Consider the following 22,153-nt stretch of genomic DNA (forward strand, 5'->3'; position numbering starts at 1 on the left):
AATAAGAACATGGTCCGCGCAGCGGACTTTCCGGTACGAAACGCGGAGGACGTGTCTGAGCAGCGAGGGTGGGCACCGAAGGCTCTGCGCCCCGCCGCCGCGCCCCGCGCCGCCCGCCCGCCGCCCGCGCCCGCCTCGGCGTGAGCCGCTGATACCAGGCACTCGCGAAGCGAGATTCTCTCAGACAACAAAAAACCCGCCTTGCGGCGGGTTTCCTGAAGATCTGCAAGGCGCGAGGCGCTCTTACTTGATCTTGCCTTCCTTATATTCGACATGCTTCCGGATGACGGGGTCGTACTTCATGAACACCATCTTTTCCGGCGTGTTCTTCTTGTTCTTGTCCGTCGTATAGAAGTGCCCGGTTCCCGCAGTGGAAATCAGGCGATGCTTATCACGCTTACCAGCCATGTTCGATCTCCTTAGATCTTTTCGCCACGGGAACGGAGGTCGGCGAGCACGGCGTCGATGCCGTTCTTGTCGATCGTGCGCAGCGCGTGGTTCGAGATGCGCAGCTTGATCCAGCGGTTCTCGCTGGCGACCCAGAAACGACGCTCGTGCAGGTTCGGCAGCCAGCGGCGACGGGTGCGGTTGTTTGCGTGCGAGACGTTGTTACCGGTCTGCACACCCTTATTGGTGACTTGGCATCTACGGGCCATGGCGACCTCCTTTAGATAATTTGACCGCCCTTTGGCCAGGACGGCATCGGCCCAGCCACGACCCATGGATACGGGGCGCCACGCGATGGCTGGAGGGGGTGGAGCATTCCCGCCGCTTGAGGCCCGCATCGCGTGACGGACCTGCCCGACGAATCGGGTCGGCATAGGGAAGCCGGGCATTCTCTCAGAATTCCACGTGTTCACGCAAGCCGGACTGTGCGGCGCCGGGGGTTGTGTGAAACAATCTCCGCTTTCGTGCCTCCGCACGAAGCCGCCTACAAGACGCCTTTCCGAGGAACACGCAATGGCAGACATCACCCCCAACGGCCAGGCCGGCCAGCCGCAGCTCGTCCTGCAGAAGATCTACGTGAAGGACGCTTCCTTTGAAGCGCCGAACGCGCCCCAGGTCTTCCAGGAGATGGGCGAGACCGAGGCCCAGCCGCAGGTCCAGCTCAACCTGGGCCACAAGGCCGTCGACCTCGGCAACGAGCAGTTCGAAGTGGTCCTCAGCCTGACGCTTACCTGCAACCTGGGCGAGCGCACCGCGTATCTTGCCGAAGTGCATCAGGCCGGCATCTTCGGCATCGGCGGTTTCACCAGCGAAGATCGTGACGGCATCCTGGGTTCGTACTGCCCGAACCTGCTGTTCCCGTACGCCCGCCAGATGGTCTCCGCCATGATCCAGGAAGGCGGCTTCCCGCCGTTCCTGCTCCAGCCGATCAATTTCGACGCCCTCTACGCCGAGCAGCAGCGTCAGCAGGTCGAGGGCGCCGGGGCCCATACGCTCAACAGCTGAGTGATGACCTCCGTCTCCCGACCCACCGTCGCCGTCCTCGGCGCCGGTTCCTGGGGCACCGCGCTGGCCGCGCTGCTGGCGCGCAACGACGTCCCCACGCGGTTGTGGGGGCGCGATGCCGACGCGCTCGCGGCCATGGCCGCGTCGCGCCGTAACCTGCGCTACCTGCCGGACCTCGATCTGCCGACCGAGCTCAGCTACGAAGCTGACCTGGCGACGATCCTGCGCGGCGTGGGCATCGTCCTCATCGTCGTGCCGAGTCACGCTTTCGCGTCGATGCTCGACGAAATCGTGCCCATGCTCGACCCGGGCACAAAAATCTCGTGGGCCACCAAGGGTTTCGAGACCGGTACCGGTCGGTTCCTGCATGAACTGGTGAATGAGAAGCTGCCCGGGCGACCGGCGGCCGTCATCACCGGGCCGTCGTTCGCCCGGGAAGTAGCCGCCGGCCTGCCCAGTGCTGTCACGGTACACGCGACGGACGACGCCTTTGGCAAAGAACTGGCCGTGCTGTTGCACGCCCCGGATTTCCGCGCCTACACGGGCAACGACATCCTGGGAGCCGAGCTGGGCGGTGCGATGAAGAATGTGCTGGCCGTGGCCACCGGCGTGGCCGACGGCATGGAGCTCGGACTCAATGCCCGCGCCGGCCTGATCACCCGCGGCATGAACGAGATGCTTCGTCTGGGCGTGGCGCTCGGTGCCCGTGCCGAGACCCTGATGGGTCTGGCCGGCCTGGGTGACCTGGTGCTCACCTGCACCGGCGACCTCTCGCGCAATCGTCGCCTGGGCCTTGCGCTCGGTCGTGGCATATCGCTCGAGGACGCGGTACGTGAGATCGGCCAGGTCGTCGAAAGCGTGGTCACGGCGGACGAAGTAGCCCGCCTGGCTGGGTTCCATGGGCTGGATCTGCCCATCGCGGCGGCCGTCCGCTCCGTCCTGCACGGCGAAGTGACTCCCGTCCAGGGCCTGCGCACCCTGATGGGGCGCGAGCAAAAGCCCGAGTATCCCGTCGACTTGTTCGCCAACCGTCGCGGCTAAGGCCGCGGCGCTTCTCCCGCTTCGCTGAACCGGGGCGATCCTCAGGAAAAAAGTCTTACGGGCACGTTCTGCTGCCTTTGCTAAGCTTCCTGTTTTGATCGTGCGGGCGGGATCGATACGGATGCATCAACCGGACGACAAGCGCAAACGAAATGAAGTGGCGCCGCCGCCGCTGCCGCTGGCGTGGCAGCGCGTGCTCGGCCAGGCCGAGCCGGCCGTGGCGGGCGAGCGCAGCGTGCTCGGCTTCTTCCTCGAGGCCATCAACGATGACCACGAGCCGGCGGCGCGACTGGACGTGGCGCCCGTGCTGCTCACGCTCGGCGCCGATGGCCGCTACTCGCGGCCGATTCCACTCGATAGCCGCCATCTTCCCGATGCCCCGCTGACGGACACCGAGCGTCGCCTTGCGGCGACCCTGCTTGGCCTGCCGCAGACGCTACGCAAGAGCCGAAGCTACGCTCGCTTTGCCGGCTCGCTGGGCGACCATCTTCTTGCCGACATCCTCGACGCCGCGCCCTGCTTCTTCGGTGGCGTGGCGGGCCTGCATCTCTCCCGCGGGAAGCCGCACCCGTTGAAGTGGCGCTGGAACCTGGAGAAGGACGGCGGCCAGAAGCTGGTGCCGGCCGTACCCGCGAGCCAGCGACTGTTCCGCATCGGTTCGCTCTGGTTCCTCGACGCCGAGCACGCGGAAGTCGGTCCGCTCGAAGCCGATGTCGGCGAGAGTGCCTGGCTCGACCTGCCACCGCTGGCGCCCGAGAACACGGCGGTGTTCCGTGCCGAGCTGGCATCGACGCCGATGGGTCCGCGCGTGCCAGCGCCGCAGGTGTTCGGTGAGATGCGTCGTGCCGAGGTGTCGCCGAGGCCTGTCCTTGTCCTGCATGCGCTCACACGCCACGCGCGCCTGGCCGCTGGCACCCCTCCGCTGGCGTACGGCCGCCTCGCGTTCGACTACGCGGGAGAGCGCTTGCCCGGCCGCGGGGGCGAGCCGCTGGTGCGTCGTGTGCGTAACGGCGTGCTGCTCGAGATTTGCCGTCGCCGTGCGGAAGAACTCTCGACGATGGAAACCCTCGAGACGGCGGGCCTCAATCCCGCCGTGGACACTGAGGGCCTCCCGTGGGACATGGCCGACACGTTGCCCGATGACGCGTGGCTGTTTCCCGGCAAGGGCTACGCTGGCGCCCTCGAAGTCAATACACCTGCACGCTGGCTGGCGCTGCGACCGAAGCTCGAGGCCGATGGCTTCCTGCTCGAGTACGCGCCCAGCTTCCCTTTCGAGGTGCTCGAAGGACCGGTGCGCTGGTATGGCAAGGCCAACGAAGACGATGCCGATCAAGCGTTCGATCTGGAAATCGGCATCGATGTCGAAGGCAAGCGGGTCAACCTCCTGCCCGCCGTTGCGCAGGCGCTGGCCGAACATCAGCTCAGCCTCAGCCCCGCTCCGGGTGAGGCAGAAGATTCCGTCTGGTATGCGCCTGTCGATGAGCGGCGCCGGGTGCCTGTAAGGCTGAAGGAGTTGCGCGGTCTGCTCGCGCCTCTGGCCGAGTACCTCGAAAAGCCGCGTCAACAGCTGCATCTGCCGCGCGTGCAGGCGGGCCGTCTCGAAGAACTCGTGCAGGCGTTGCCCAGTGGCGGCTCATTCGAAGCGCCCGAGCGACTTCGTGGGTTTACCAAGCGCCTGCGCGAAGCCGCCGAACGCGCAAGCGACGCCGTGCCCGCCGGCCTCAACGCCGAACTGCGCGGCTACCAGCGCGACGGCCTGCGCTGGATGAATGCGCTGGCAGAAGCCGGCACCGGTGGCGTGCTCGCGGACGACATGGGCCTGGGCAAGACCTTGCAGCTCATCACGCATCTGCTTGCTCTCAAGGAGGCAGGCTCCCTGATGGCGCCCGCGCTCGTCGTCGTGCCGACCAGCCTCGTTCCCAACTGGGTTTCCGAAGTTGCGAAGTTCGCGCCGAGCCTGCGCCTGCTGGCGCTGCACGGTCCGCAGCGTGCGGAAACGTTCGCACACATGGGTGAGTACGACGTCGTCCTGACGACGTACGCCTTGTTGCCGCGCGACGTGGAGACGCTGAAGAAACAGCCGTTCTCGCTGGTCGTACTCGATGAAGCCCAGCAGGTTAAGAATCCTCGTACGCAGGCACGTCGTGCGCTGCTCACGCTGAAGGTGCCGCGCTGCCTGTGCCTCACAGGCACACCGCTTGAGAATCATCTGGGCGAACTCTGGTCGCAGGTGGATCTCGCCGTACCGGGTTTGCTGGGCGACGAGGGTGCGTTCCGTCGTCACTACCGCGGCCCGATCGAAAAGCACCAGGACGTCGAATGCCAGGAGCGGCTGAATCGCCGCATCGCACCCTTCATCCWGCGTCGCACGAAAGCCCAGGTCGCGTCCGAATTGCCGGCAAAGACGGAGATCACCCGTCGCGTCGTCATGGAGCCGAAGCAGCGCGACCTCTATGAAAGCCTGCGCCTGTCGCTCGCCGAAGAGTTGCGCGAGGTCATTGCACAGCGTGGCATTGCGCACAGCGGCATCATCGTTCTCGATGCGTTGCTCAAGTTACGTCAGGTCTGTTGCGATCCACGGCTGGTGAAGCTCGAAGCGGCACGCGGTGTGCGTGAGTCGGCCAAGTTCGAACTCTTGATGGACATGCTCCCGGCGCTGCTCGCCGAAGGCCGCCGTGTCCTGCTGTTCAGTCAGTTCACCGAGATGCTCAAGCTGATCGCCGTCGAGCTCGACCGTCGTCGCCTCAGCTACGTCACGCTCACCGGTGAGACGCGCGACCGCGCCGAACCCGTGCAGCGTTTCCAGGATGGCGAAGTGCCGCTGTTTTTGCTTTCGTTGAAGGCCGGCGGCGTCGGCCTCAACCTGACCAGCGCCGATACGGTCATCCACTACGACCCGTGGTGGAACCCCGCCGCCGAAGCACAGGCAAGCGACCGCGCGCATCGCATCGGCCAGGACAAGCCTGTCTTCGTCTATCGCCTGATCACCGCCGGCACCGTCGAAGAACGCATCGAGGAGTTGAAGGCTCGCAAGGCCGAGCTTGCCGATGCCGTGCTCGAGGGTGGTGGGAGTCGAGAGCGCCTCAGCTTCGACGAGAGCGATCTGGACGCGTTGCTCGCGCCTTCGGCGTGACGAAACATTCTCGACCATAAGGGCGCCATGCGCCCTTCATTCGCGTCGGTGTCACACGCGCAACTTGTAATCCATGGGTAACATACCGTAACTTATGGGTTACGTTCGCTCCATGTACGAGATTATCCATAACGAGACATTTCGCCGCTGGCTTTGCAGCCTTCGCGACCGCGAGGTGCGGGGGGGAGTAAATATTCGACTTCGTCGCATGTCGCTCGGTCACTTGGGCGACGTAAAGCATGTCGGCGAAGGTGTTCGCGAAATGCGCATCGACTACGGGCCTGGCTACCGCGTGTACTTCATTCGCCGGGCGACGGAACTTATCGTCCTTCTTTGCGGTGGCGATAAGCGTACGCAGCAGGACGACATACTGCGGGCAGCGAAGCTCGCAAAAGCATGGGACAAGCAAGCATGCAAGAGAAGTTCACTCGCTGGGATCCCGTCGATCATCTCGTCAGCGAGGCCGATCAAATGGTCTATCTCAACGCGAGCCTCGAGGAGGATCCGGGCGACGGCAGCCTCATTCGTGCTGCTCTGGGCGACATCGCGCGTGCACGCGGCATGAGCCGCGTTTCGCGCGCAGCGGGCATTTCCAGGGAAGGTCTCTACCGCGCACTTTCCGTGGACGGCAATCCGGAGTTCGCAACCGTGATGCGCGTCATGCGCGCGCTAGGTCTGCACCTGCGCGCGACATGATGTTTTCACTCAACGACGAAGCGGCGTACCACCAGCTTCCACGATCGCCAGCGCGGCACCACCGATCAGGCCCGGCTCCGGGTTCATGATCGCCTGCGTGGGCACCTGTTCCATCGTGTCGCGGAAGCGGCCCTTGGCTTCGAAGCGCTCGCGGAAATTGCCCTTCTGGATCCACGGCAGGAGGATCGGGGTCATGCCACCGGTGAGGTAGACACCGTCCCACGCGCCGAGCGTCAGCACGAGGTCGCCTGCGACGCTGCCGAAGATGCCGGCGAAGGTTTCGACCGCGCGCTCGCACATGGGGCAGGTGGGATCGGCGGCGCGCTTGGTGATTTCTTCGGGCGTAATGCCTTCCTGCGGCTTCTGTCCGGAGATCTCGCAGATGGCTTCGTAAAGGTTCACGAGGCCCTGGCCGCAGATCAGGCGCTCATTGGAGACGCGGCCGTAGCGCAGGTTGAGCACCTTGAGGATCTCGATGTCTTCGGCGCTGTGCGCGGCGAAGCCGGCGTGACCGCCTTCGGTCTGCAGCACGCTGACCTTGTCACCGCGGATGAGCAGGCCGCCCACGCCCAGGCCCGTGCCCGGGCCGACGACGACGAAGGTCTGCTCGTCCTTGGCACCGATCTTCGGCACAGCCAGCTTGCCGACCGGCACCAGGTCTTGGTGGCCATCGGCGGTCTTCTCGTCGGTCATCAGCATCACCGCCATGGACTGGGCGGCGAAATCGTTCACGAGGTGGACCCACTCGAGGTCCAGTTCCTTGGCGAGGCTCTTGGCCGAGATGGCCCAGGGATTATTGGTGACCTTGACGGTCTCGCCGTTATCGATGCGGCCAGCGGCGGCGATGATGGCGCGCTGCGCCTCATGCCCGGCATCCTTGAAGTACTGCTTGGCGGCGTCACCGAGGGAGGCGTAGTCCTTGACGTGGTACTTGCGCACGCTCTCCTGGATAAGCGGTTGATCTTCATCCGGATGCGCGATGCCGAAGCGCACGTTGGTGCCGCCGAGATCGGCGAGCAGGGTAGGCGCCTTGGCGCTTACGTTGGCCATGTTTGGGAAACCTGTCATGTCACGGAAGCTCGCAAGGGTGCCTCGCGAGGGGGCTGGCGTCTAGTGACGGTTTGCTCTGCATTGCGTTGACGCGCGCAGGGCTTCCAGGGTGTGAGAGGCTAACCGACACTTTGACGTAAACGATTACGTCGGCAGAATACCGCATTGCCCGGGTCAATGGCAGGCAGTTGCCTGACAGACCGGGACCCAACGGGAGAGTTAGTGATGGCAGCGGTCCGCCTGGACAAGGTGCGCAAGGTTTATCCGAACGGCCACGTGGCACTGAAGGAGGCAAGCTTCGAGATCGCCGACGGTGAGCTCCTGGTGCTGGTCGGTCCGTCAGGCTGCGGCAAGACGACGCTGCTGCGCATGATCGCCGGCCTCGAGTCGATCTCCGGGGGCACCATGATGATTGGTGACCGCGTGATCAACGATGTCCCGCCGAAGGACCGCGACATCGCCATGGTCTTCCAGAACTATGCGTTGTACCCGCACATGACAGTGCGCGAGAACCTTGGCTTCGGCCTGCGCCTGCGCGGCACCGCCAAGGAAGAGATCGATCGACGCGTGGCAACAGCGTCCGGGATGCTCGGTCTCGATGAGCGCCTCGATCATCGGCCCGCAGCGCTTTCGGGTGGACAGCGACAGCGCGTCGCCCTTGGCCGCGCCATGGTGCGCGATCCGTCGGTCTTTCTGCTCGATGAGCCGCTATCCAACCTCGACGCGAAGCTGCGCCTGTCGACCCGTGTGGAAATCGCGCGCATCCATCGCCGCGTCGGCGCCACCATGGTCTACGTCACGCACGACCAGATCGAGGCCATGACCCTGGGCCAGCGCATCGTCGTGCTCAACGGCGGCGTCATCCAGCAACTCGACACGCCGATGAATCTCTACAACAAGCCGGCCAATCTGTTCGTGGCCGGTTTCCTGGGTAGTCCGGCGATGAACCTGTTCCACGGTACGTTGCGCCGCGCCGATGAGCTTCGCCTGGAGATGAAGGAGGGCACCTTGCTCCTGGGCATCGATGCCTCCGCGCTCGCCGCGTACATCGACAAGCCCCTGGTCGTCGGCATTCGCCCGGAAGACTTGCTTACCGTGGCGGATCATCCCGGGGTGGATGAGCGCTTCAAGGCGCACGTCGATGTGGTCGAGCCCGTGGGTAACGAGGTGTTCCTCAACATGCGTCACGCGGGTGATGAGCTGGTCTCGCGTGTTCCGCCGTATTCGACGGTGCTGCCCGGTAGCGATATCGCCTTGGGATTCCACGCCGAACGCCTGCACTTCTTCGATCCGGAAACCACGGCGCGTATCGACGCGGTTTAGGGGTCGCCGTTACCCGGGCCGGGCCTGCGACGCTTTGGCTCCCCGTCAGGCCCGTGACGGGGAGTAAAATGGAGCGATCGCCACCGAGCAGGCAGCCGTCCCATGACCTTCCCCGCCGTCCGTATGCGCCGCATGCGCCGAGACGCCTTTTCCCGTGCGCTGATGCGCGAGAACGTGCTTACCGTATCCGACCTGATCATGGTCGCCTTCATTGTCGAGGGCGAGGGCGTACGCCAGCCGGTGCCCTCGATGCCGGGCGTGGAGCGCCTGTCCATCGACGAACTGGTGAAGCTCGGCGCCGAATGCGTCGCCCTGGGCATTCCCGCGCTGGCCCTGTTTCCTTCGGTCGATGCTTCGGCCAAGACCGAAGATGCGCGTGAGGCGTGGAACCCGGATGCGCTGTTCCAGCGCGCCACGCGCGAACTCAAGCGCCGCTTCCCCGATCTCGGCCTGATCGGTGACGTGGCCCTCGATCCCTACACGACGCACGGACAGGACGGCCTGATCGACGACGATGGCTACGTGATGAACGAGCCCACCGTCGAGGCCTTGATCAAGATGTCGCTGGCCCAGGCGGAAGCGGGCATGGACTTCGTGGCGCCGTCGGACATGATGGACGGCCGCATCGGCGCCATTCGCGAAGCGCTCGAAGACGCCGGCTACATCCATACGCGCATCCTGGCCTACTCGGCGAAGTACGCATCGAGCTTCTACGGTCCCTTCCGCGACGCGGTGGGCTCGTCGGCCAATCTCGGCAAGGGCAACAAGCACACCTACCAGATGGACGTCGGTAACAGCGACGAGGCCATCCGCGAGGTGGAGCTCGATCTGGCTGAAGGCGCCGACGCGGTGATGGTCAAGCCGGGCCTTCCCTACCTCGACATCGTGCGCCGGGTGAAAGACACCTTCGGCGCGCCGACCTTCGTCTACCAGGTCAGTGGCGAGTACGCGATGATCAAGGCCGCCGCGCAGAACGGCTGGCTCGATGAGAAGGCCGTGGTGATGGAGTCACTGCTGGCGATGAAGCGCGCCGGCGCGGATGCGATCCTTACCTACTTCGCTGTCGATGTAGCTCGGTGGTTGAAGGGATAGACAATGTGAGAGCCGCTTCAGCGGCGAAAAGCCAACAAAGCGGTGAAGCGGTAACCAAGGTCCCGCGATAGCTGTTTCGTCCAAATGACGGACACGCACCCGTGACATAATCGAAGGCGGTCTTTCGGGAGTCACGGGATGGATGGACATCATTTTCTCGAGACGGCAGTCGTCTTTCTGCTGGCGACGGTGGTCGCCGTGCCACTTACGAAGCGATTCCGTCTCGGCGCCGTCCTCGGCTACCTGCTGGCCGGCGTGGTCATCGGTCCGTCTGTCCTTGGCCTGGTAAGCGATACCGCAGGCGTCGCCACGATCTCCGACTTCGGCGTGGTGCTGATGCTCTTCGTTATCGGTCTGGAACTCTCGCCATCACGGCTTTGGGTGATGCGTCGCGCCGTCTTCGGCAGCGGCAGCCTGCAGGTACTCACCTGCGGCCTGGCGCTCGGTGCGATGGGTTATTTCCTGTTCGGCCTGACCTGGAAGGCCGCCGTGATCATCGGCGGCAGTCTTGCCCTGTCATCGACCGCCTTTGGGCTGCAGATCCTGGCGGAGCGCAAGGAGGCCGGCACCGTCTACGGTCGGCAGGCCTTCGCCATCCTGCTTTTCCAGGATCTGGCCGCGATTCCGTTGATCGCTGCTGTCCCCTTGCTGGGCGGCGCGCTGGCGCGCGATGCGCATGCGCCCGACCTCATGAGCGTGGTTCGCGTGGTGGGGACGATCCTCGCCGTCATTATTGGCGGCCGGTTGTTGTTGCGTCACGTTTTCCGATTTGTTGCGCGCGCGAAGAGCACCGAAGTCTTCACCGCCACCGCCTTGCTCGTGGTGATGGGTACGGCGTGGCTGATGGAGCTCGCCGGCATCTCGACGACGCTCGGTGCCTTCCTCGCGGGCCTGCTTCTGGCCGATTCCGAATATCGCCACGAGCTGGAATCGAACATCGAGCCGTTCAAGGGGCTGCTTCTGGGCCTGTTCTTCGTCAGCGTCGGCATGTCGGTGGATCTTGCACTGCTGGTCGCACAGCCTCTGCTGGTGCTCGGCATGGTCGCCCTGCTGCTGACGGTGAAAGCCTTGCTGATCGTGCCTCTCGGCAAGCTGGTCGGCGGGCTCACTACGGCGGACTCGGTCCGTCTTGCCGCCGTACTCGCCAGCGGTGGCGAATTCGCCTTCGTCATTCTCAACCTTGCCCAGCAGAAGAGCCTGATCGACGACAGCCAGCGCAACCTGATGGTGATGGCCATTTCGCTGTCGATGGCGCTGACCCCGCTGCTCGTGCTGGCGGCATCGCGACTCGTGCATGAACGTGTGCGCAAGCCAGACCGCGCTTTCGACACGATCGAGGCCGATACACCGCGCGTGATCATCGCGGGCTTTGGCCGCATGGGTCAGATCGTCGCCCGTGTGCTCCGTGCGCAAGGCATCCAGTTCGTGGCCCTGGAAAGCTCGGTGGAGCAGGTCGAAACCTCGCGTCGCTTTGGCGGCACGTCGCTGTTCTTTGGCGATCCGGGGCGTCCCGAGATGCTCCGTGCGGCTCAGGCCGACAAGGCAGAAGTGTTCGTCATCGCTACTGACGACCCGGAGGCGAACATACGTACGGCACGTCTGGTGCGCAGGCAATACCCGAACCTGAAGATCGTCGCCCGCGCGCGTAACCGCCAGCACGTATTCCGACTCATGGATATCGGTGTGGAAGATCCCGTGCGCGAGACCTTCTACTCGAGTCTCGAGATGACCCGGCACGTGCTCGACTCACTCGGCCTGCCGCCGGAGGTCGTCGAGGCGCGCATCGCTCGTTTCCGCAAGCACGACAGTCAGGTATTGCGCTCGCAGTACCTCGTGTATGACGACGATGCTGCGCTGGTGCAGAGCACGAAGGATGCGCTCCACGACCTGCAGCAGCTGTTCGAAGCCGATGCGGTCGAGGAGCGGGTTCGCGAGGAAGACCACTGAGCACGTGCGTAGAGCCGGCCGGCTCCGCGATGTTTCAGTCGGGCTGAGCCGGCTGGCGAAGGGTCTGCCTCACGCTCGGAATCGAACCGACGCGCGTGCCCAGTTCGTGTGCGATATCCACGAAGCCCAGGTGACGTGCGACATCGCCCGCCGTGCGGCCGAAGGCATCGGCTGCATTGCGGTTGGCGCCACGGTGTAGCAGCACGCGCGCCGGCGGAAGCAGGGCGTGCATGGCACTCGCATGCAGAGGACTTACCCCGCGATGATCGGCGTGCTCAAGCTTCGCACCGGCGTCGAGCAGTACAGGGACGAGCGCCCCGAGGTGGGTCGCATCGGCCGCGCTCCCCGGACGCATATGTGCGCCAAGCAGGAGCAGCAACGGCGTGGCGCCATCCTTGTCAGCCTTGTTCACGTCCGCGCCCTTGCCGATGACGATGTCGAGTAGACGGCGTGCACGAAGGCYGTCGCTTCCGCCGAAGCAATACTGGGCTGCCGCATGCAGGGCCGTATGGCCGTGAGCGTCTTCGGCGTTCGCATCGGCGCCATGAGCCAGCAACATGTCAGCGATCTCGGGATACCCCAGCGTCGCGGCGATCATGAGCGCCGTGGCGTCCCCCGGCAGGCGCTGGTCGGCGTCGACACCGCGTGCGAGCAGGAGCTCGACGACGCTTTCGCGGCGTGCGTTGACGGCGGCGGCAAGCGGTGTGATGCCTGATGCCGCGGTGACGGCAGAATCGGCGCCGGCCGATAAAAGCTGCTCTGCGACATCGCGCTGGCCAGCGCCGGCGGCGCGCAACAGGGCGGTTGCTCCCTGCGCGTCGCGCGTGTCGACGGCGAAGCCGAGTTCGAGCAGGCGATCCACGGCGTGCGTGTCGCCGGCGGCAGCGGCAGCGGGGAGGTCGTCGGCGCGCAAGGCACGGCGCGGCAGTGGCCACGCGGCCCAGCTGAGCCAACGTTCCACATCGCCATGGCCAATGCCCAGTCCATACGGCGTCTCGCCGTTGACATCGGCCGCCTCGGGGTCGGCGCCGTTCGCGACGAGCAGGCGCACCAGGGGCAGGCTCTCCCCACCCTGTTCAAGGGCAGCGTGCAGCGGCGTACGACCGCCAGCGTCACGCACGTTCGGATCCATGCCGCGGGCAAGGAGTGCACCGAGTAACGCGACACGACCTGTTGCGGCCGCCATGTGTACGGGCGTGCGGCCTCGGCCGTCCGCACCGAACGGGTCGGCGCCGGCGTCGAGCATAGCCAGCGTCAGGCGCTCGTCCGCGCCATCCAGTCGGCAGATGGCCTGGCCGAGCAGGCCGGCGCCCGCCGGGGTGGCCCCTGTCCGCATCAGTTGCAGGAGGGCATCGGCGGCCTGGGGCAATTGCGGTAGCAGGGCATCGAAGAGACGGCGGCCTAGCACGTTCGGTTCGTCGGCCGGTGCCGCGAGGCGTGCTTCAGCGCTCAGGCCGTGGTCGAGCAGCCACGCGCGTGCGGACTCGAAGCCGGYGCCTGCGAGGTCGACATACAGCGCGGCGAGTTCTTCCGCGGGCCATTCGCGCACCTTGGCGGCAAACGTGGAGGCGACGGCCCAGTGACCGAAGCGAAGCGCGTCGTAGAGATGCATCGGCGAGTCGGCGCCGGCTTCCGGAACGACCGACTCGCTCAGCGATGTCGGCAGCGGCGTGTCCGGATCGAGCAGGGCGACGAAATCCCAACGGCCGGCGGAGGCCGCGTGATCCAGTGGGCTGCGGCCGTCCGCACCGGGCTCCTTCGGTTGTGCGCCCAGGGCCAGAAGGGCACGCACCGTAGCTGCCTGAGCGCGGGGCGACTGGGTGGCGAGCGTGAGGGCGTCACGCCCGTGGCCATCGCGTGGCGACGCATCGGCGTTGGCTTCGGCCAGCAGCTGCACGATGCCGTGGGCGCCTGCGCGTGCAGCCTCCATCAGCGCCGTGGTGCCGTGGCGGTCGGCGAGATTGGGATTGGCGTTGGCTTGCAGCAGAGCGCGCGCGATCTGTTCGTGCCCTTCGGCGGCGGCGGCAATCAAAGCTGTACGGCCCTGTGCATTGACGGCGTTGACCGGACCCTTGTGCCGCAGCAGTACCTTCACGCCTTCGGCATCGTCGTCCGCGATCCCGGCGGCCGCCACGAGGGCCGGTTCGCCGCCCACCGGCGCAGGTTTTGCGCCGTGCTCCAGAAGGAAGCGGGCAAGTGCCCAGTTGGCTGCGCGGCAGGCGATCGCGAGCGGCGTATCGCCGGCGGCGTTCGCGGCATCGACGGCTGCGCCTGCATCGAGCAGCATGGCGGCGACGGTCGGTTCGGCACCGAGTACGGCGCCGTGCAGTGGCGTATTGCCCTCCGTGTCGGTCCCGGATGCATCCGCGCCGTTGGTCAGCAACGTGAGGACGGCCTCCGGCCGGCCATGCCAGCTGTCACGCGTGGCGGCAAGCAGCGCGGTCACGCCGTTCTGTGCGCGGTTGACCTGCGCACCGCGTGCAATGAGCGAGCGGAGCAAGCGCATGTCGGGCGACAGTGCGGCGAGAGTGAGTACCGGGCGCTGATCCCGTTCGCCCGGCTCCGCCCCCGTATTGGGATCGGCACCGGCTTCCACGAGCGCTACCGCGCGGGCGATATCGCCGTCGCGCGCGGCAGCAAGCAGGGCGCGTTCACGCACACCGGGCTGACTCTCTTCGCTGGAAAGGACGGGAATCGGCGCAGGTGCGACCGGTGTTTCGAAGGCGGGCTCGCGACGCGGTTCCGTACGTGCCGTGCGGATGTGCCCGCGGCGATCGCAGAGAAGGGCGCGCAGCGTGCGGTTGGCGATCACCATGCCGCAGACTGGCAGCAGCACTACGCCATAGATGGCCAGCGCGGCAATGCGCATCTCCGATGGGAAAACACCATAAAGGCCGGACAACGCCACGGCGCAGAAGGCCAGCACCAGCAGGCCCAGGGCCGCCGGAACGAAATGTGAAAAAAAGCGATCTTCGGCCGAAAGGTGGCGGCCGAACGAGACCGATCGCGCCACGGCGGTGAAGATCCACGAGCCGGTGTTGCTGTCTTCCGGGTACGCGTCATCCCAGAGGAAAAGCAGGCCGAAGGCCGGCCACACGCGCCACAGGACGGCGAGAGCGGCAACGAGGGCCGCGGCGAGTAGCAGGGCCGAACCGAGGGTGGGCGCCTGGGTCAGCTTGAGGACCGGGAAAGCGACCAGCACGAAGACGACGAAGGTGTAGACGGTAAACATCACTACGTGGGCCGAGCCGCGGCGTAGCGTCGTGCGCAGGTAACTCTGCTCCGGGTCGAAGCCGATCGCATGGCACACAGCGCCCATGGCCAGGGCGTTGGCGAGCAGGAGCGGTATCAGCGCGAGCGGCGAAGCGGTCAACCCGGCGCACGCGACAGCGGCGAGGGCGGGGAGGAACCAGGGCAGTGCCTTGATCAGCGGTGGTCGTCGACGTTTGGGATTGGCCATGCGCGGGAGTATACGGACGCCACAGGGGTGGCGCGGTAACGCGGCGTTAACCCGCGTTACACGACGCACCTGTGTGCGTATTCGGCTGGGTCAGGCGCGGACGAGCGTCTGGTCTGGATCGATCTGCCGATTGAAATTGGGCTGATTGCAGACGGTGAGCGTTTCGTTGGACGGTGTTTGCAGGTGCCATCCGCACCCGCCGAGATTGGTCAGGATCCGGTCCGAATCGTCGTGGGGCAGCTTCCGCTGCGGCGTCAATTCCACCTCCAGAACGAACCGAAGTTCGCCCAGCAACAGGACGAGCGGCTCGGGAAGCATGTCGAACCCGTCGCGGCGGGTCATCCAGACGTAGGTGTCGGGTTTGCGCAGGCTGGCGTAGACGTAGCAGTGCATGACGGCAGTCTCGCTTGCGATTCGGCGTACCACCCTACCAAAAGAGGCGGCCCCCGGGCAGTGCTGTAAACCCCCGCCGTTACAGCTTTGTTGCATTAGCACTTGCAAATTTCTCGTCAAGTCGTCCAGAGTTCCACCCCAGATTGTTAAACGCGCGTATGAAAACGGATAAATTTTAGGTTTTCCGCGAATCTGACGTCGACCCAGAGCAGAACAAAAGCAGGAGCCACCCCGAATGTCGAAGCTGAACCTCAATACCCGTCCGCTGGCCATTGCCGCCCTTTCGCTGGCCATCGCCGGCGCGCTGGTGGTTCCCCAGGCCGCTCACGCCAGCGCCTTCCAGCTGAAGGAAAACAGCGCCGCCGCGCTCGGTCGCGCCTTCGCCGGCTCCGCCGCCGCAGGTGACGACGCTTCGGTGATCGTGAACAACCCGGCCGCCATGTCCCTGCTCAAGGGCAATGTCATCCAGGCCGACGTCACCGGCATCAATTTCAGCACCAAGTTCAACGGCACCGCGACCGACGCACAGGGCCGCCCGATCTCCGGTGGCAACGGCGGCGACGCCGGCACGACCATCCCGGTCCCGGCGATGTACTTCGCCACCCAGGTCGGCGACCGCACGCACATCGGCTTTGGCCTGACCGCGCCGTTCGGCTTCAAGACCGACTACGACTCCGACTGGAAGGGCCGTTACAACGGCATCAAGTCCGACTTCAAGTCGTTCGATGCCACGCTGTCCGGCTCGTTCGACGTCACGGACACCTTCGCCATCGGTGCCAGCATCATCGCGCAGAAGACCAGCGCCGAGCTGACCAGCGCGATCAACTACAACACCGTCGGCCTCGGCCTGATCCAGCAGGCCGCTGCGGCCGGCGAGATCTCGCCGCTGGTTGCCCGTGGCCTTGCACAGCAGTACGCCACCGTGGTCCCGCCGGGCAGCGACGGCATCGCCCGCATCAAGGGTTCCGACTGGAACTTCGGCTGGCAGCTGGGCGGCCTGTGGCGCCTGACGGACTCCGATCGCATCGCGCTGAACTACCGCAGCAAGATCAAGCACTCGCTCGACGGCACCGGTAACTTCACGCAGCCGTCGAACGTGACTGCCGTGCTGTCGAACCCGGCCGTCGGCGCGCTGCTTGGCAGCGGCCAGCCGCCGTTCACCCACACCGAAGGCACGGCAGGCTTCACCACGCCGGCCGTGGCGACTGCCAGCTATTGGCACCAGGCAACGAAGTGGGGCTGGGGTATGGACGCCTCGTGGACCAAGTGGGATTCCTTCGAGGACYTCACCGTCAACTTCGCGAACCCGAACCAGCCGACGAGCAGTGAACATTTTGGCTGGCATAACAGCTGGTTCGTGTCCGTGGGTGGCGAGTACTACGTCACCGACAAGTTCACGGTGCGTGGCGGTGTCGCCGTCGATACCACGCCGACCGAAGACCAGAACCGTGACGTCCGCGTGCCGGACTCCACCCGCAAGTGGCTCGCTTTCGGTCTGGGCTACAAGGCCACCGACCGTCTCGAGATCAATGCGGGCTTCGCCCACATCTTCGTCAACAAGGCGCACATCGCCGGCGGCGAAAGCGCCACGCTGGACCGCATTGCTGGCGAGAGCGATGACAAGGGCAACCTGCTCAGCGTGTCGGCCAAGTACGCATTCTGATCGTCTGATCAGTAAGGCCTGAAACGAAAAAACCTCCCCGGCGACGGGGAGGTTTTTTTATGCCAGAAACCTGTGACTGCCACTAGCTGCGCGAACCGCGCCCTGTGGGAGCCGCTTCAGCGGCGATGCTTCACCCCTGGCTACCGCAGCACTTCTTGAACTTCTTCCCGCTCCCGCACGAACACAGATCATTCCGGCCGACTTTCGCCGGGTCACGCCGCACCGTCTGCCCGTGTCCCGGATGCCGCCGCCGATACAGCGCCGCCAGCTGAAACGGAATTTCATTGAGCAGGCCCATCCGCTCTTCGAACGACGGCAATGGCAACGCCGGCATATCCGGGGTCGGCTCGGTCTGATCCGCAGACAGCGTCATCAGCATGCCGATGAACGGAAAGAGGCTCTCGTCCGTCCACTCGGACCACTCCTCGCCCCACTCATTCATGGCAAAGCGAAAGCCGACGGCCCAGTCACTGGCGATCGGGAAGTCGCCCGTATACGTGCTGATGTCCTCAATCTCGTCGAATTCTTCCGGCGAATCGATGAAGGGCAGGGACTCCTCGCCCAGCACGACCGGGTCCGCGGCCACGCGATCGGCGATGACCTTCCAGAACTCCCGCAGCAGTACGCCTGCCTCGTTCGCCYCGGCTTCCGAGGCCCAGGGTGTCGCGCCGCCCAGTTCGAGGACCACCATGCAGGCGTCGACGTCCACGTCGGCCGGTCCGACGAGGGCGGCCGAGAAGAGACCGTCGAGCGTCTCGAGCGAGTAGCGGTTGGTCGACGACAACAAGTCGTCGAGACGGCCGAGTCGGGTTTCACTCATCTGCATAGGAAGGGGCTCAGTACGCGTATTCGCGGAAGATCGGATCCACACTGCCGTTCCAGCGGCCATGGAAGAGTTCCAGCTTGGTGTCGGCCTGGGTCTTGCCCGACAGCGCGATCTCTTCCAGTGGCTCGAGGTAGATCGACTCGTCGGTGCCGCGATGGCCCTGCACGTTACGACGCTTCAAACCATGCGAGGCGATCTTCACGGCTTCGAGCGCAAGTTCGCGCACGCTGTGGTTGCGGAAAGGTAGCGCCAGGGCGTCCTTCGGCACGCCGTCACGCAGGGCGTGGCGTTCGGCCTTGGTGAAGTCCTTGACGAGATCCCACGCCGCATCGAGTGCGACGTCGTCGTACAGAAGGCCAACCCAGAAAGCAGGCAACGCGCACAGCGAGTTCCAGGTGCTGGTGTCGGCGCCACGCATTTCCAGGTACTGCTTGAGGCGCACTTCCGGGAACGCCGTGGTCAGATGATCTGCCCAATCCTTCATGTTGGCCTTCTCGCCCGGTAGCGAGGCGAGTTCGCCCCGCACGAACTTCTTGAAGTCCTGGCCGGAAAGGTCGACGTACTTGCCGTCGCGGTAGCTGAAGTACATCGGCACATCGAGGATGTAGTCGACGTAGCGCTCGTAACCGAAGCCGTCCTCGAAGACGAAATCGAGCATGCCGGTGCGATCGGCATCGGTGTCGGTCCAGACGTGCGAGCGGAACGACTTGTAGCCGTTCGGCTTGCCTTCGGTGAACGGTGAGTTGGCGAACAGTGCCGTCGCGATCGGCTGCAACGCCAGCGCCACGCGGAACTTCTTCACCATGTCCGCTTCGGTGGCGAAGTCGAGGTTCACCTGCACCGTGCAGGTGCGCGTCATCATGTCCAGGCCGAGCGAACCGACCTAGGGCATGTATTCGCGCATGATCTTGTAGCGCCCCTTGGGCATCCACGGCATCTGGTCGCGACGCCACTTCGGCTGGAAGCCCATGCCAAGGAAGCCGATACCGAGTTCCTCGGCGACTGAGCGGACTTCCTTCAGGTGTTCGGTCACCTCGTCACAGGTCTCGTGGACCGAGAGCAGCGGCGCGCCGGAGAGCTCCAGTTGCCCGGCCGGCTCCAGGGTGATGTTGGCCATGCCCTTGGTCAGCGCGACCGGCGTCTCGCCTTCGCGGGCGACGTCCCAGCCGAAGCGCGTGGCCAGCGTCTCCAGAAGCTGGCGGATACCCGGGCGGTCGCCGTCGAAAGGCGGCGGGGTGAGGTCGTCCGTATAGAAACCGAATTTCTCGTGCTCGGTCCCGATGCGCCAGGCCTCACGCGGTTTCTCGCCAGCGGCGAGATAGGCGACCAGATCGTTACGGTCGCCGATGGGCGTGCTCTTGGCGGCGCTGGGTATGGACACGGACTTTCCTTGGACGAGAGCGGCAGGGCCGGATGTCGGCACACATGGGGGCGTATGCCCGCCGGGAAAAGGTGTTATGCCCGGCGGCGCAGGTTAGCAAATGCGGCGCGGGGGTGTGAAAAACGAAAAGGCCGCCCGGAGGCGGCCTTTCGCTGGATTCTACGAAGCGCGGTCAGCGCTTCATGGAATTGAAGAACTCGTCGTTGGACTTCGTGTTCTTCATCTTGTCGAGCATGAACTCCATCGCGCTGAGTTCGTCCATCGGATGGAGCAGCTTGCGCAGGATCCAGATCTTGGCGAGCAGGTCCGGTTCGATGAGCAGGTCTTCGCGACGGGTGCCCGAGCGGTTGATGTCGATAGCCGGGTAGACGCGCTTCTCGGAGATACGACGGGACAGGTGCACTTCCATGTTGCCGGTGCCCTTGAATTCYTCGTAGATCACTTCGTCCATCTTCGAGCCGGTGTCGGTCAGCGCCGTGGCGATGATCGTCAGGCTGCCGCCTTCTTCGACGTTACGTGCCGCACCGAAGAAGCGCTTGGGGCGCTGCAGGGCGTTGGCGTCGACACCACCGGTGAGGACCTTGCCGGAGCTCGGAACCACGGTGTTGTAAGCACGGGCCAGGCGGGTGATGGAGTCGAGCAGGATCACCACGTCCTTCTTGTGCTCGACCAGGCGCTTCGCACGCTCGATCACCATTTCGGCGACCTGCACGTGGCGCACGGCCGGCTCGTCGAAGGTGGAGCTGATGACTTCGCCGCGAACGGTACGGGCGATTTCCGTGACTTCCTCGGGGCGCTCATCGATCAACAGCATGATCAGATGGACGTCCGGATGGTTGTACTGGATCGCCTGGGCGATGTTCTGCAGCATCATCGTCTTGCCGGATTTCGGCTGGGAGACGATGAGGCCTCGCTGGCCGCGGCCAATCGGCGCGACGAGGTCCAGGATGCGGCCCGTGATGTCCTCGGTCGACCCGTTGCCACGCTCGAGCTTGAACGACTTGCGCGGGAACAGCGGCGTAAGGTTCTCGAACAGCAGCTTGTTCTTCGACGCCTCCGGCGGATCGCCGTTGATGTCGTCGACCTTGAGCATCGCGAAGTAGCGCTCGCCTTCCTTGGGATGGCGCACGCGACCGGTGATGTAGTCGCCGGTGCGCAGGTTGAAGCGGCGGATCTGGCTGGGCGAGACGTAGATATCGTCCGGACCGGCCAGGTAGGACTCGTCGGCCGAGCGCAGGAAGCCGAAGCCATCCTGCAGGATCTCCAGGACGCCTTCGGCCCAGATGCCACCGCCGGAACGGGCGTGGGCCTTCAGGATATTGAAGACGACGTCCTGCTTGCGCTGGCGGGCCACGCCCTCGCGCACACCGAGCGATTCGGCGAACTCGAGCAGCTGGATGGCGTTCTTGCGCTTGAGCTCGGTCAGGTTGATCAGGCGATCGTTGCTGCCGGCGTCGGCGTTCTCGTCGTCGTCGACCGGATAGCCGTTGTTGTTGCGCTGGCTTTGGTAGTTGTTGCCGCCGCCGTTGCCACCACTGTTGCCCGGATTGCCACCGCCGCCACCCTGGCGCTGCTGGTTGCGCTCATTGCGCCGGCGCCGGCCGCGACCTTCGCGTTCGGCGTTGTTGGGGTTATTCGGGTTGTTCGGGCTATTCGGGTTATTCGGATTGCTGTGGCGGTTCTGCGGCTGGTTCGGGTTTTCGACCCGGCTCATCTGCTGGTTCTGGCCGCCCTGCGGCTGGCCATTACCGTTGCCGTCGCGGGCTTCGTTCTGCGGCGGACGCGCCTCATTGCCCTGTTGCGGATTGCCTGGCTGGCTGGCTGGCGGCTGGCTGTTGAGCTGGAGCTCAGCCTGCGGCGCCGGCGAAGGGCTGGGTACCGGTGCCGGGGTGGGCAAGGGAGGAAGTGCCGGCACGGGCGCCGGCGGACGGGCCGCGGCGGGTGCGCGAGCCGGGGCGGGCGCGCTCGTCTCTACCGCGGGTGCTTCTGCGGCGGGTGCCTTTCGGCGAGTACGGGGACGCGGTTCGGTCGCAGGCGAGTCGCCGGCGCCCTTGGCGTCGTTGGGATTTTTGGTTTCGATATCAGACACGGGCAAACCTCACGGGGCGCCGTTGAAGAAAAAATGGGAGAGGGTTCGCAGCATGGGGGACAAGGCATGTCCCGGCGAACCTCTGAAGCCTAGCATCGCGTGAGGCGCGGCGTAAAGCGCCTCACGCGGCGGCTTGGTGGAACCGTACAGCGAAACGATCAGATGGACTTGTCGATGAACTGGGTCAGCTGGCTCTTGCCCACGGCGCCGATCTGGGTGCCGGCGACCTTGCCATCCTTGAAAATCATGAGGGTGGGAATGCCGCGAACGCCGAACTGGCGCGGGGTCTGCTGATTCTCGTCGATGTTGATCTTGACGATCTTAAGCTTACCTTCGTACTGGCCAGCCAACTCATCGAGGACCGGGGCAATGGATTTGCAGGGGCCGCACCACTCCGCCCAGAAGTCGAGCAGGACCGGGGTGTCGGAATCGAGAACTTCTGTCTGGAAGGCAGCGTCGCTCGTATGGGTGATCTTGTCGCTCACCGTGATCTCCAAAAGGGGGTGAAAGGGGGTTGACGACCGTGACGCCAGCATCGGCTACACTAAGGAGCCCCATGTCGCGGGTCCAACCGGAACCGAAGGTCTTGGCTATTGCAGCCGGTGGC

16 protein-coding genes and 2 pseudogenes are annotated in these 22,153 nt (G+C 65.0%); 9 read left to right on the forward strand and 9 right to left on the reverse strand.

Annotation, left to right across the window (positions count from 1 at the left end):
- Nucleotides 1-243: 243 nt before the first annotated feature.
- Nucleotides 244-408, reverse strand: coding sequence for a 50S ribosomal protein L33 (gene rpmG / locus AC1DT2_RS01915; RefSeq protein ID WP_046966534.1), 165 nt, complete (start codon nt 406-408; stop codon nt 244-246).
- Between the two features lie 11 nt (nt 409-419).
- Complete coding sequence (gene rpmB, locus AC1DT2_RS01920) at nt 420-656, reverse strand: 50S ribosomal protein L28 (protein ID WP_046966535.1); 237 nt, start codon at nt 654-656, stop codon at nt 420-422.
- A 304-nt stretch (nt 657-960) separates the two neighbouring features.
- Here rpmB and secB point away from each other — a divergent pair, with 304 nt between their 5' ends.
- From secB to AC1DT2_RS01945, 5 genes and pseudogenes are all read left to right on the forward strand, one after another.
- Nucleotides 961-1,452 carry a protein-export chaperone SecB gene (gene secB / locus AC1DT2_RS01925; RefSeq protein ID WP_046966536.1) on the forward strand — a complete coding sequence of 164 codons (492 nt, stop codon included), beginning with the start codon at nt 961-963 and terminating at the stop codon, nt 1,450-1,452.
- Between the two features lie 3 nt (nt 1,453-1,455).
- The gene (locus AC1DT2_RS01930; protein ID WP_063572504.1) at nt 1,456-2,493 is read left to right on the forward strand and encodes an NAD(P)H-dependent glycerol-3-phosphate dehydrogenase; all 1,038 of its coding nucleotides are present in this window, start codon (nt 1,456-1,458) and stop codon (nt 2,491-2,493) included.
- A gap of 121 nt (nt 2,494-2,614) precedes the next feature.
- Nucleotides 2,615-5,626 (forward strand): DEAD/DEAH box helicase, encoded by a 3,012-nt coding sequence (locus AC1DT2_RS01935; protein WP_477293862.1) that lies wholly within the window; start codon nt 2,615-2,617, stop codon nt 5,624-5,626.
- A 112-nt stretch (nt 5,627-5,738) separates the two neighbouring features.
- Nucleotides 5,739-6,014 (forward strand): annotated as a pseudogene (locus tag AC1DT2_RS01940) (type II toxin-antitoxin system RelE/ParE family toxin); the annotation flags it as partial.
- 23 nt (nt 6,015-6,037) lie between these two features.
- Nucleotides 6,038-6,322, forward strand: a complete 285-nt coding sequence (locus tag AC1DT2_RS01945) for an addiction module antidote protein (protein WP_213948867.1) — start codon at nt 6,038-6,040, stop codon at nt 6,320-6,322.
- Nucleotides 6,323-6,331: 9 nt separating this feature from the next.
- On the opposite strand, the gene glk is transcribed toward AC1DT2_RS01945, so the two are convergent.
- Nucleotides 6,332-7,372 (reverse strand): glucokinase, encoded by a 1,041-nt coding sequence (glk, locus tag AC1DT2_RS01950; protein ID WP_213948866.1) that lies wholly within the window; start codon nt 7,370-7,372, stop codon nt 6,332-6,334.
- Nucleotides 7,373-7,597: 225 nt separating this feature from the next.
- Between glk and AC1DT2_RS01955 the strand changes: the two genes are divergently transcribed.
- The 3 genes from AC1DT2_RS01955 to AC1DT2_RS01965 all read left to right on the forward strand — a co-directional run bounded on the left by AC1DT2_RS01955 (nt 7,598) and on the right by AC1DT2_RS01965 (nt 11,734).
- A complete protein-coding gene (locus AC1DT2_RS01955) occupies nt 7,598-8,695 on the forward strand; it encodes an ABC transporter ATP-binding protein (protein WP_477293865.1) in 1,098 nt (365 codons plus the stop codon).
- Nucleotides 8,696-8,797: 102 nt separating this feature from the next.
- The gene (hemB, locus tag AC1DT2_RS01960) at nt 8,798-9,787 is read left to right on the forward strand and encodes a porphobilinogen synthase (RefSeq protein ID WP_063572911.1); all 990 of its coding nucleotides are present in this window, start codon (nt 8,798-8,800) and stop codon (nt 9,785-9,787) included.
- A 138-nt stretch (nt 9,788-9,925) separates the two neighbouring features.
- Nucleotides 9,926-11,734, forward strand: a complete 1,809-nt coding sequence (locus AC1DT2_RS01965; protein ID WP_063572912.1) for a monovalent cation:proton antiporter-2 (CPA2) family protein — start codon at nt 9,926-9,928, stop codon at nt 11,732-11,734.
- A gap of 34 nt (nt 11,735-11,768) precedes the next feature.
- Here AC1DT2_RS01965 and AC1DT2_RS01970 read toward each other — a convergent pair whose 3' ends face one another.
- Both AC1DT2_RS01970 and AC1DT2_RS01975 read right to left on the reverse strand, forming a co-directional pair.
- Nucleotides 11,769-15,194, reverse strand: a complete 3,426-nt coding sequence (locus AC1DT2_RS01970) for an ankyrin repeat domain-containing protein (protein ID WP_477293868.1) — start codon at nt 15,192-15,194, stop codon at nt 11,769-11,771.
- A gap of 90 nt (nt 15,195-15,284) precedes the next feature.
- Nucleotides 15,285-15,587, reverse strand: coding sequence for a YcgL domain-containing protein (locus tag AC1DT2_RS01975; protein ID WP_063573243.1), 303 nt, complete (start codon nt 15,585-15,587; stop codon nt 15,285-15,287).
- A gap of 235 nt (nt 15,588-15,822) precedes the next feature.
- Between AC1DT2_RS01975 and AC1DT2_RS01980 the strand changes: the two genes are divergently transcribed.
- A complete protein-coding gene (locus AC1DT2_RS01980) occupies nt 15,823-17,250 on the forward strand; it encodes an OmpP1/FadL family transporter (protein ID WP_477293871.1) in 1,428 nt (475 codons plus the stop codon).
- 130 nt (nt 17,251-17,380) lie between these two features.
- On the opposite strand, the gene AC1DT2_RS01985 is transcribed toward AC1DT2_RS01980, so the two are convergent.
- From AC1DT2_RS01985 to trxA, 4 genes and pseudogenes are all read right to left on the reverse strand, one after another.
- On the reverse strand, nt 17,381-18,070 hold the full coding sequence (locus tag AC1DT2_RS01985; RefSeq protein ID WP_477293873.1) for a UPF0149 family protein: 690 nt from the start codon (nt 18,068-18,070) through the stop codon (nt 17,381-17,383).
- A gap of 16 nt (nt 18,071-18,086) precedes the next feature.
- Nucleotides 18,087-19,457 (reverse strand): annotated as a pseudogene (locus AC1DT2_RS01990) (glutamate--cysteine ligase).
- A 172-nt stretch (nt 19,458-19,629) separates the two neighbouring features.
- Nucleotides 19,630-21,546, reverse strand: coding sequence for a transcription termination factor Rho (gene rho, locus AC1DT2_RS01995; RefSeq protein ID WP_477293875.1), 1,917 nt, complete (start codon nt 21,544-21,546; stop codon nt 19,630-19,632).
- A 158-nt stretch (nt 21,547-21,704) separates the two neighbouring features.
- Complete coding sequence (trxA, locus tag AC1DT2_RS02000; RefSeq protein WP_063574368.1) at nt 21,705-22,031, reverse strand: thioredoxin TrxA; 327 nt, start codon at nt 22,029-22,031, stop codon at nt 21,705-21,707.
- Nucleotides 22,032-22,153: the final 122 nt, after the last annotated feature.

It is taken from the genome of Luteibacter sp. P4_E6 (assembly GCF_056401535.1).

Coding starts and splice junctions, on each gene's coding strand:
- rpmB (WP_046966535.1), bottom strand. CDS start 656: ATGGCCCGTAGATGCCAAGTCACCAATAAGGGTGTGCAGACCGGTAAC.
- AC1DT2_RS01975 (WP_063573243.1), bottom strand. CDS start 15,587: ATGCACTGCTACGTCTACGCCAGCCTGCGCAAACCCGACACCTACGTC.
- secB (WP_046966536.1), top strand. CDS start 961: ATGGCAGACATCACCCCCAACGGCCAGGCCGGCCAGCCGCAGCTCGTC.
- glk (WP_213948866.1), bottom strand. CDS start 7,372: ATGGCCAACGTAAGCGCCAAGGCGCCTACCCTGCTCGCCGATCTCGGC.
- rpmG (WP_046966534.1), bottom strand. CDS start 408: ATGGCTGGTAAGCGTGATAAGCATCGCCTGATTTCCACTGCGGGAACC.
- AC1DT2_RS01945 (WP_213948867.1), top strand. CDS start 6,038: ATGCAAGAGAAGTTCACTCGCTGGGATCCCGTCGATCATCTCGTCAGC.
- AC1DT2_RS01930 (WP_063572504.1), top strand. CDS start 1,456: ATGACCTCCGTCTCCCGACCCACCGTCGCCGTCCTCGGCGCCGGTTCC.
- AC1DT2_RS01965 (WP_063572912.1), top strand. CDS start 9,926: ATGGATGGACATCATTTTCTCGAGACGGCAGTCGTCTTTCTGCTGGCG.
- hemB (WP_063572911.1), top strand. CDS start 8,798: ATGACCTTCCCCGCCGTCCGTATGCGCCGCATGCGCCGAGACGCCTTT.
- AC1DT2_RS01955 (WP_477293865.1), top strand. CDS start 7,598: ATGGCAGCGGTCCGCCTGGACAAGGTGCGCAAGGTTTATCCGAACGGC.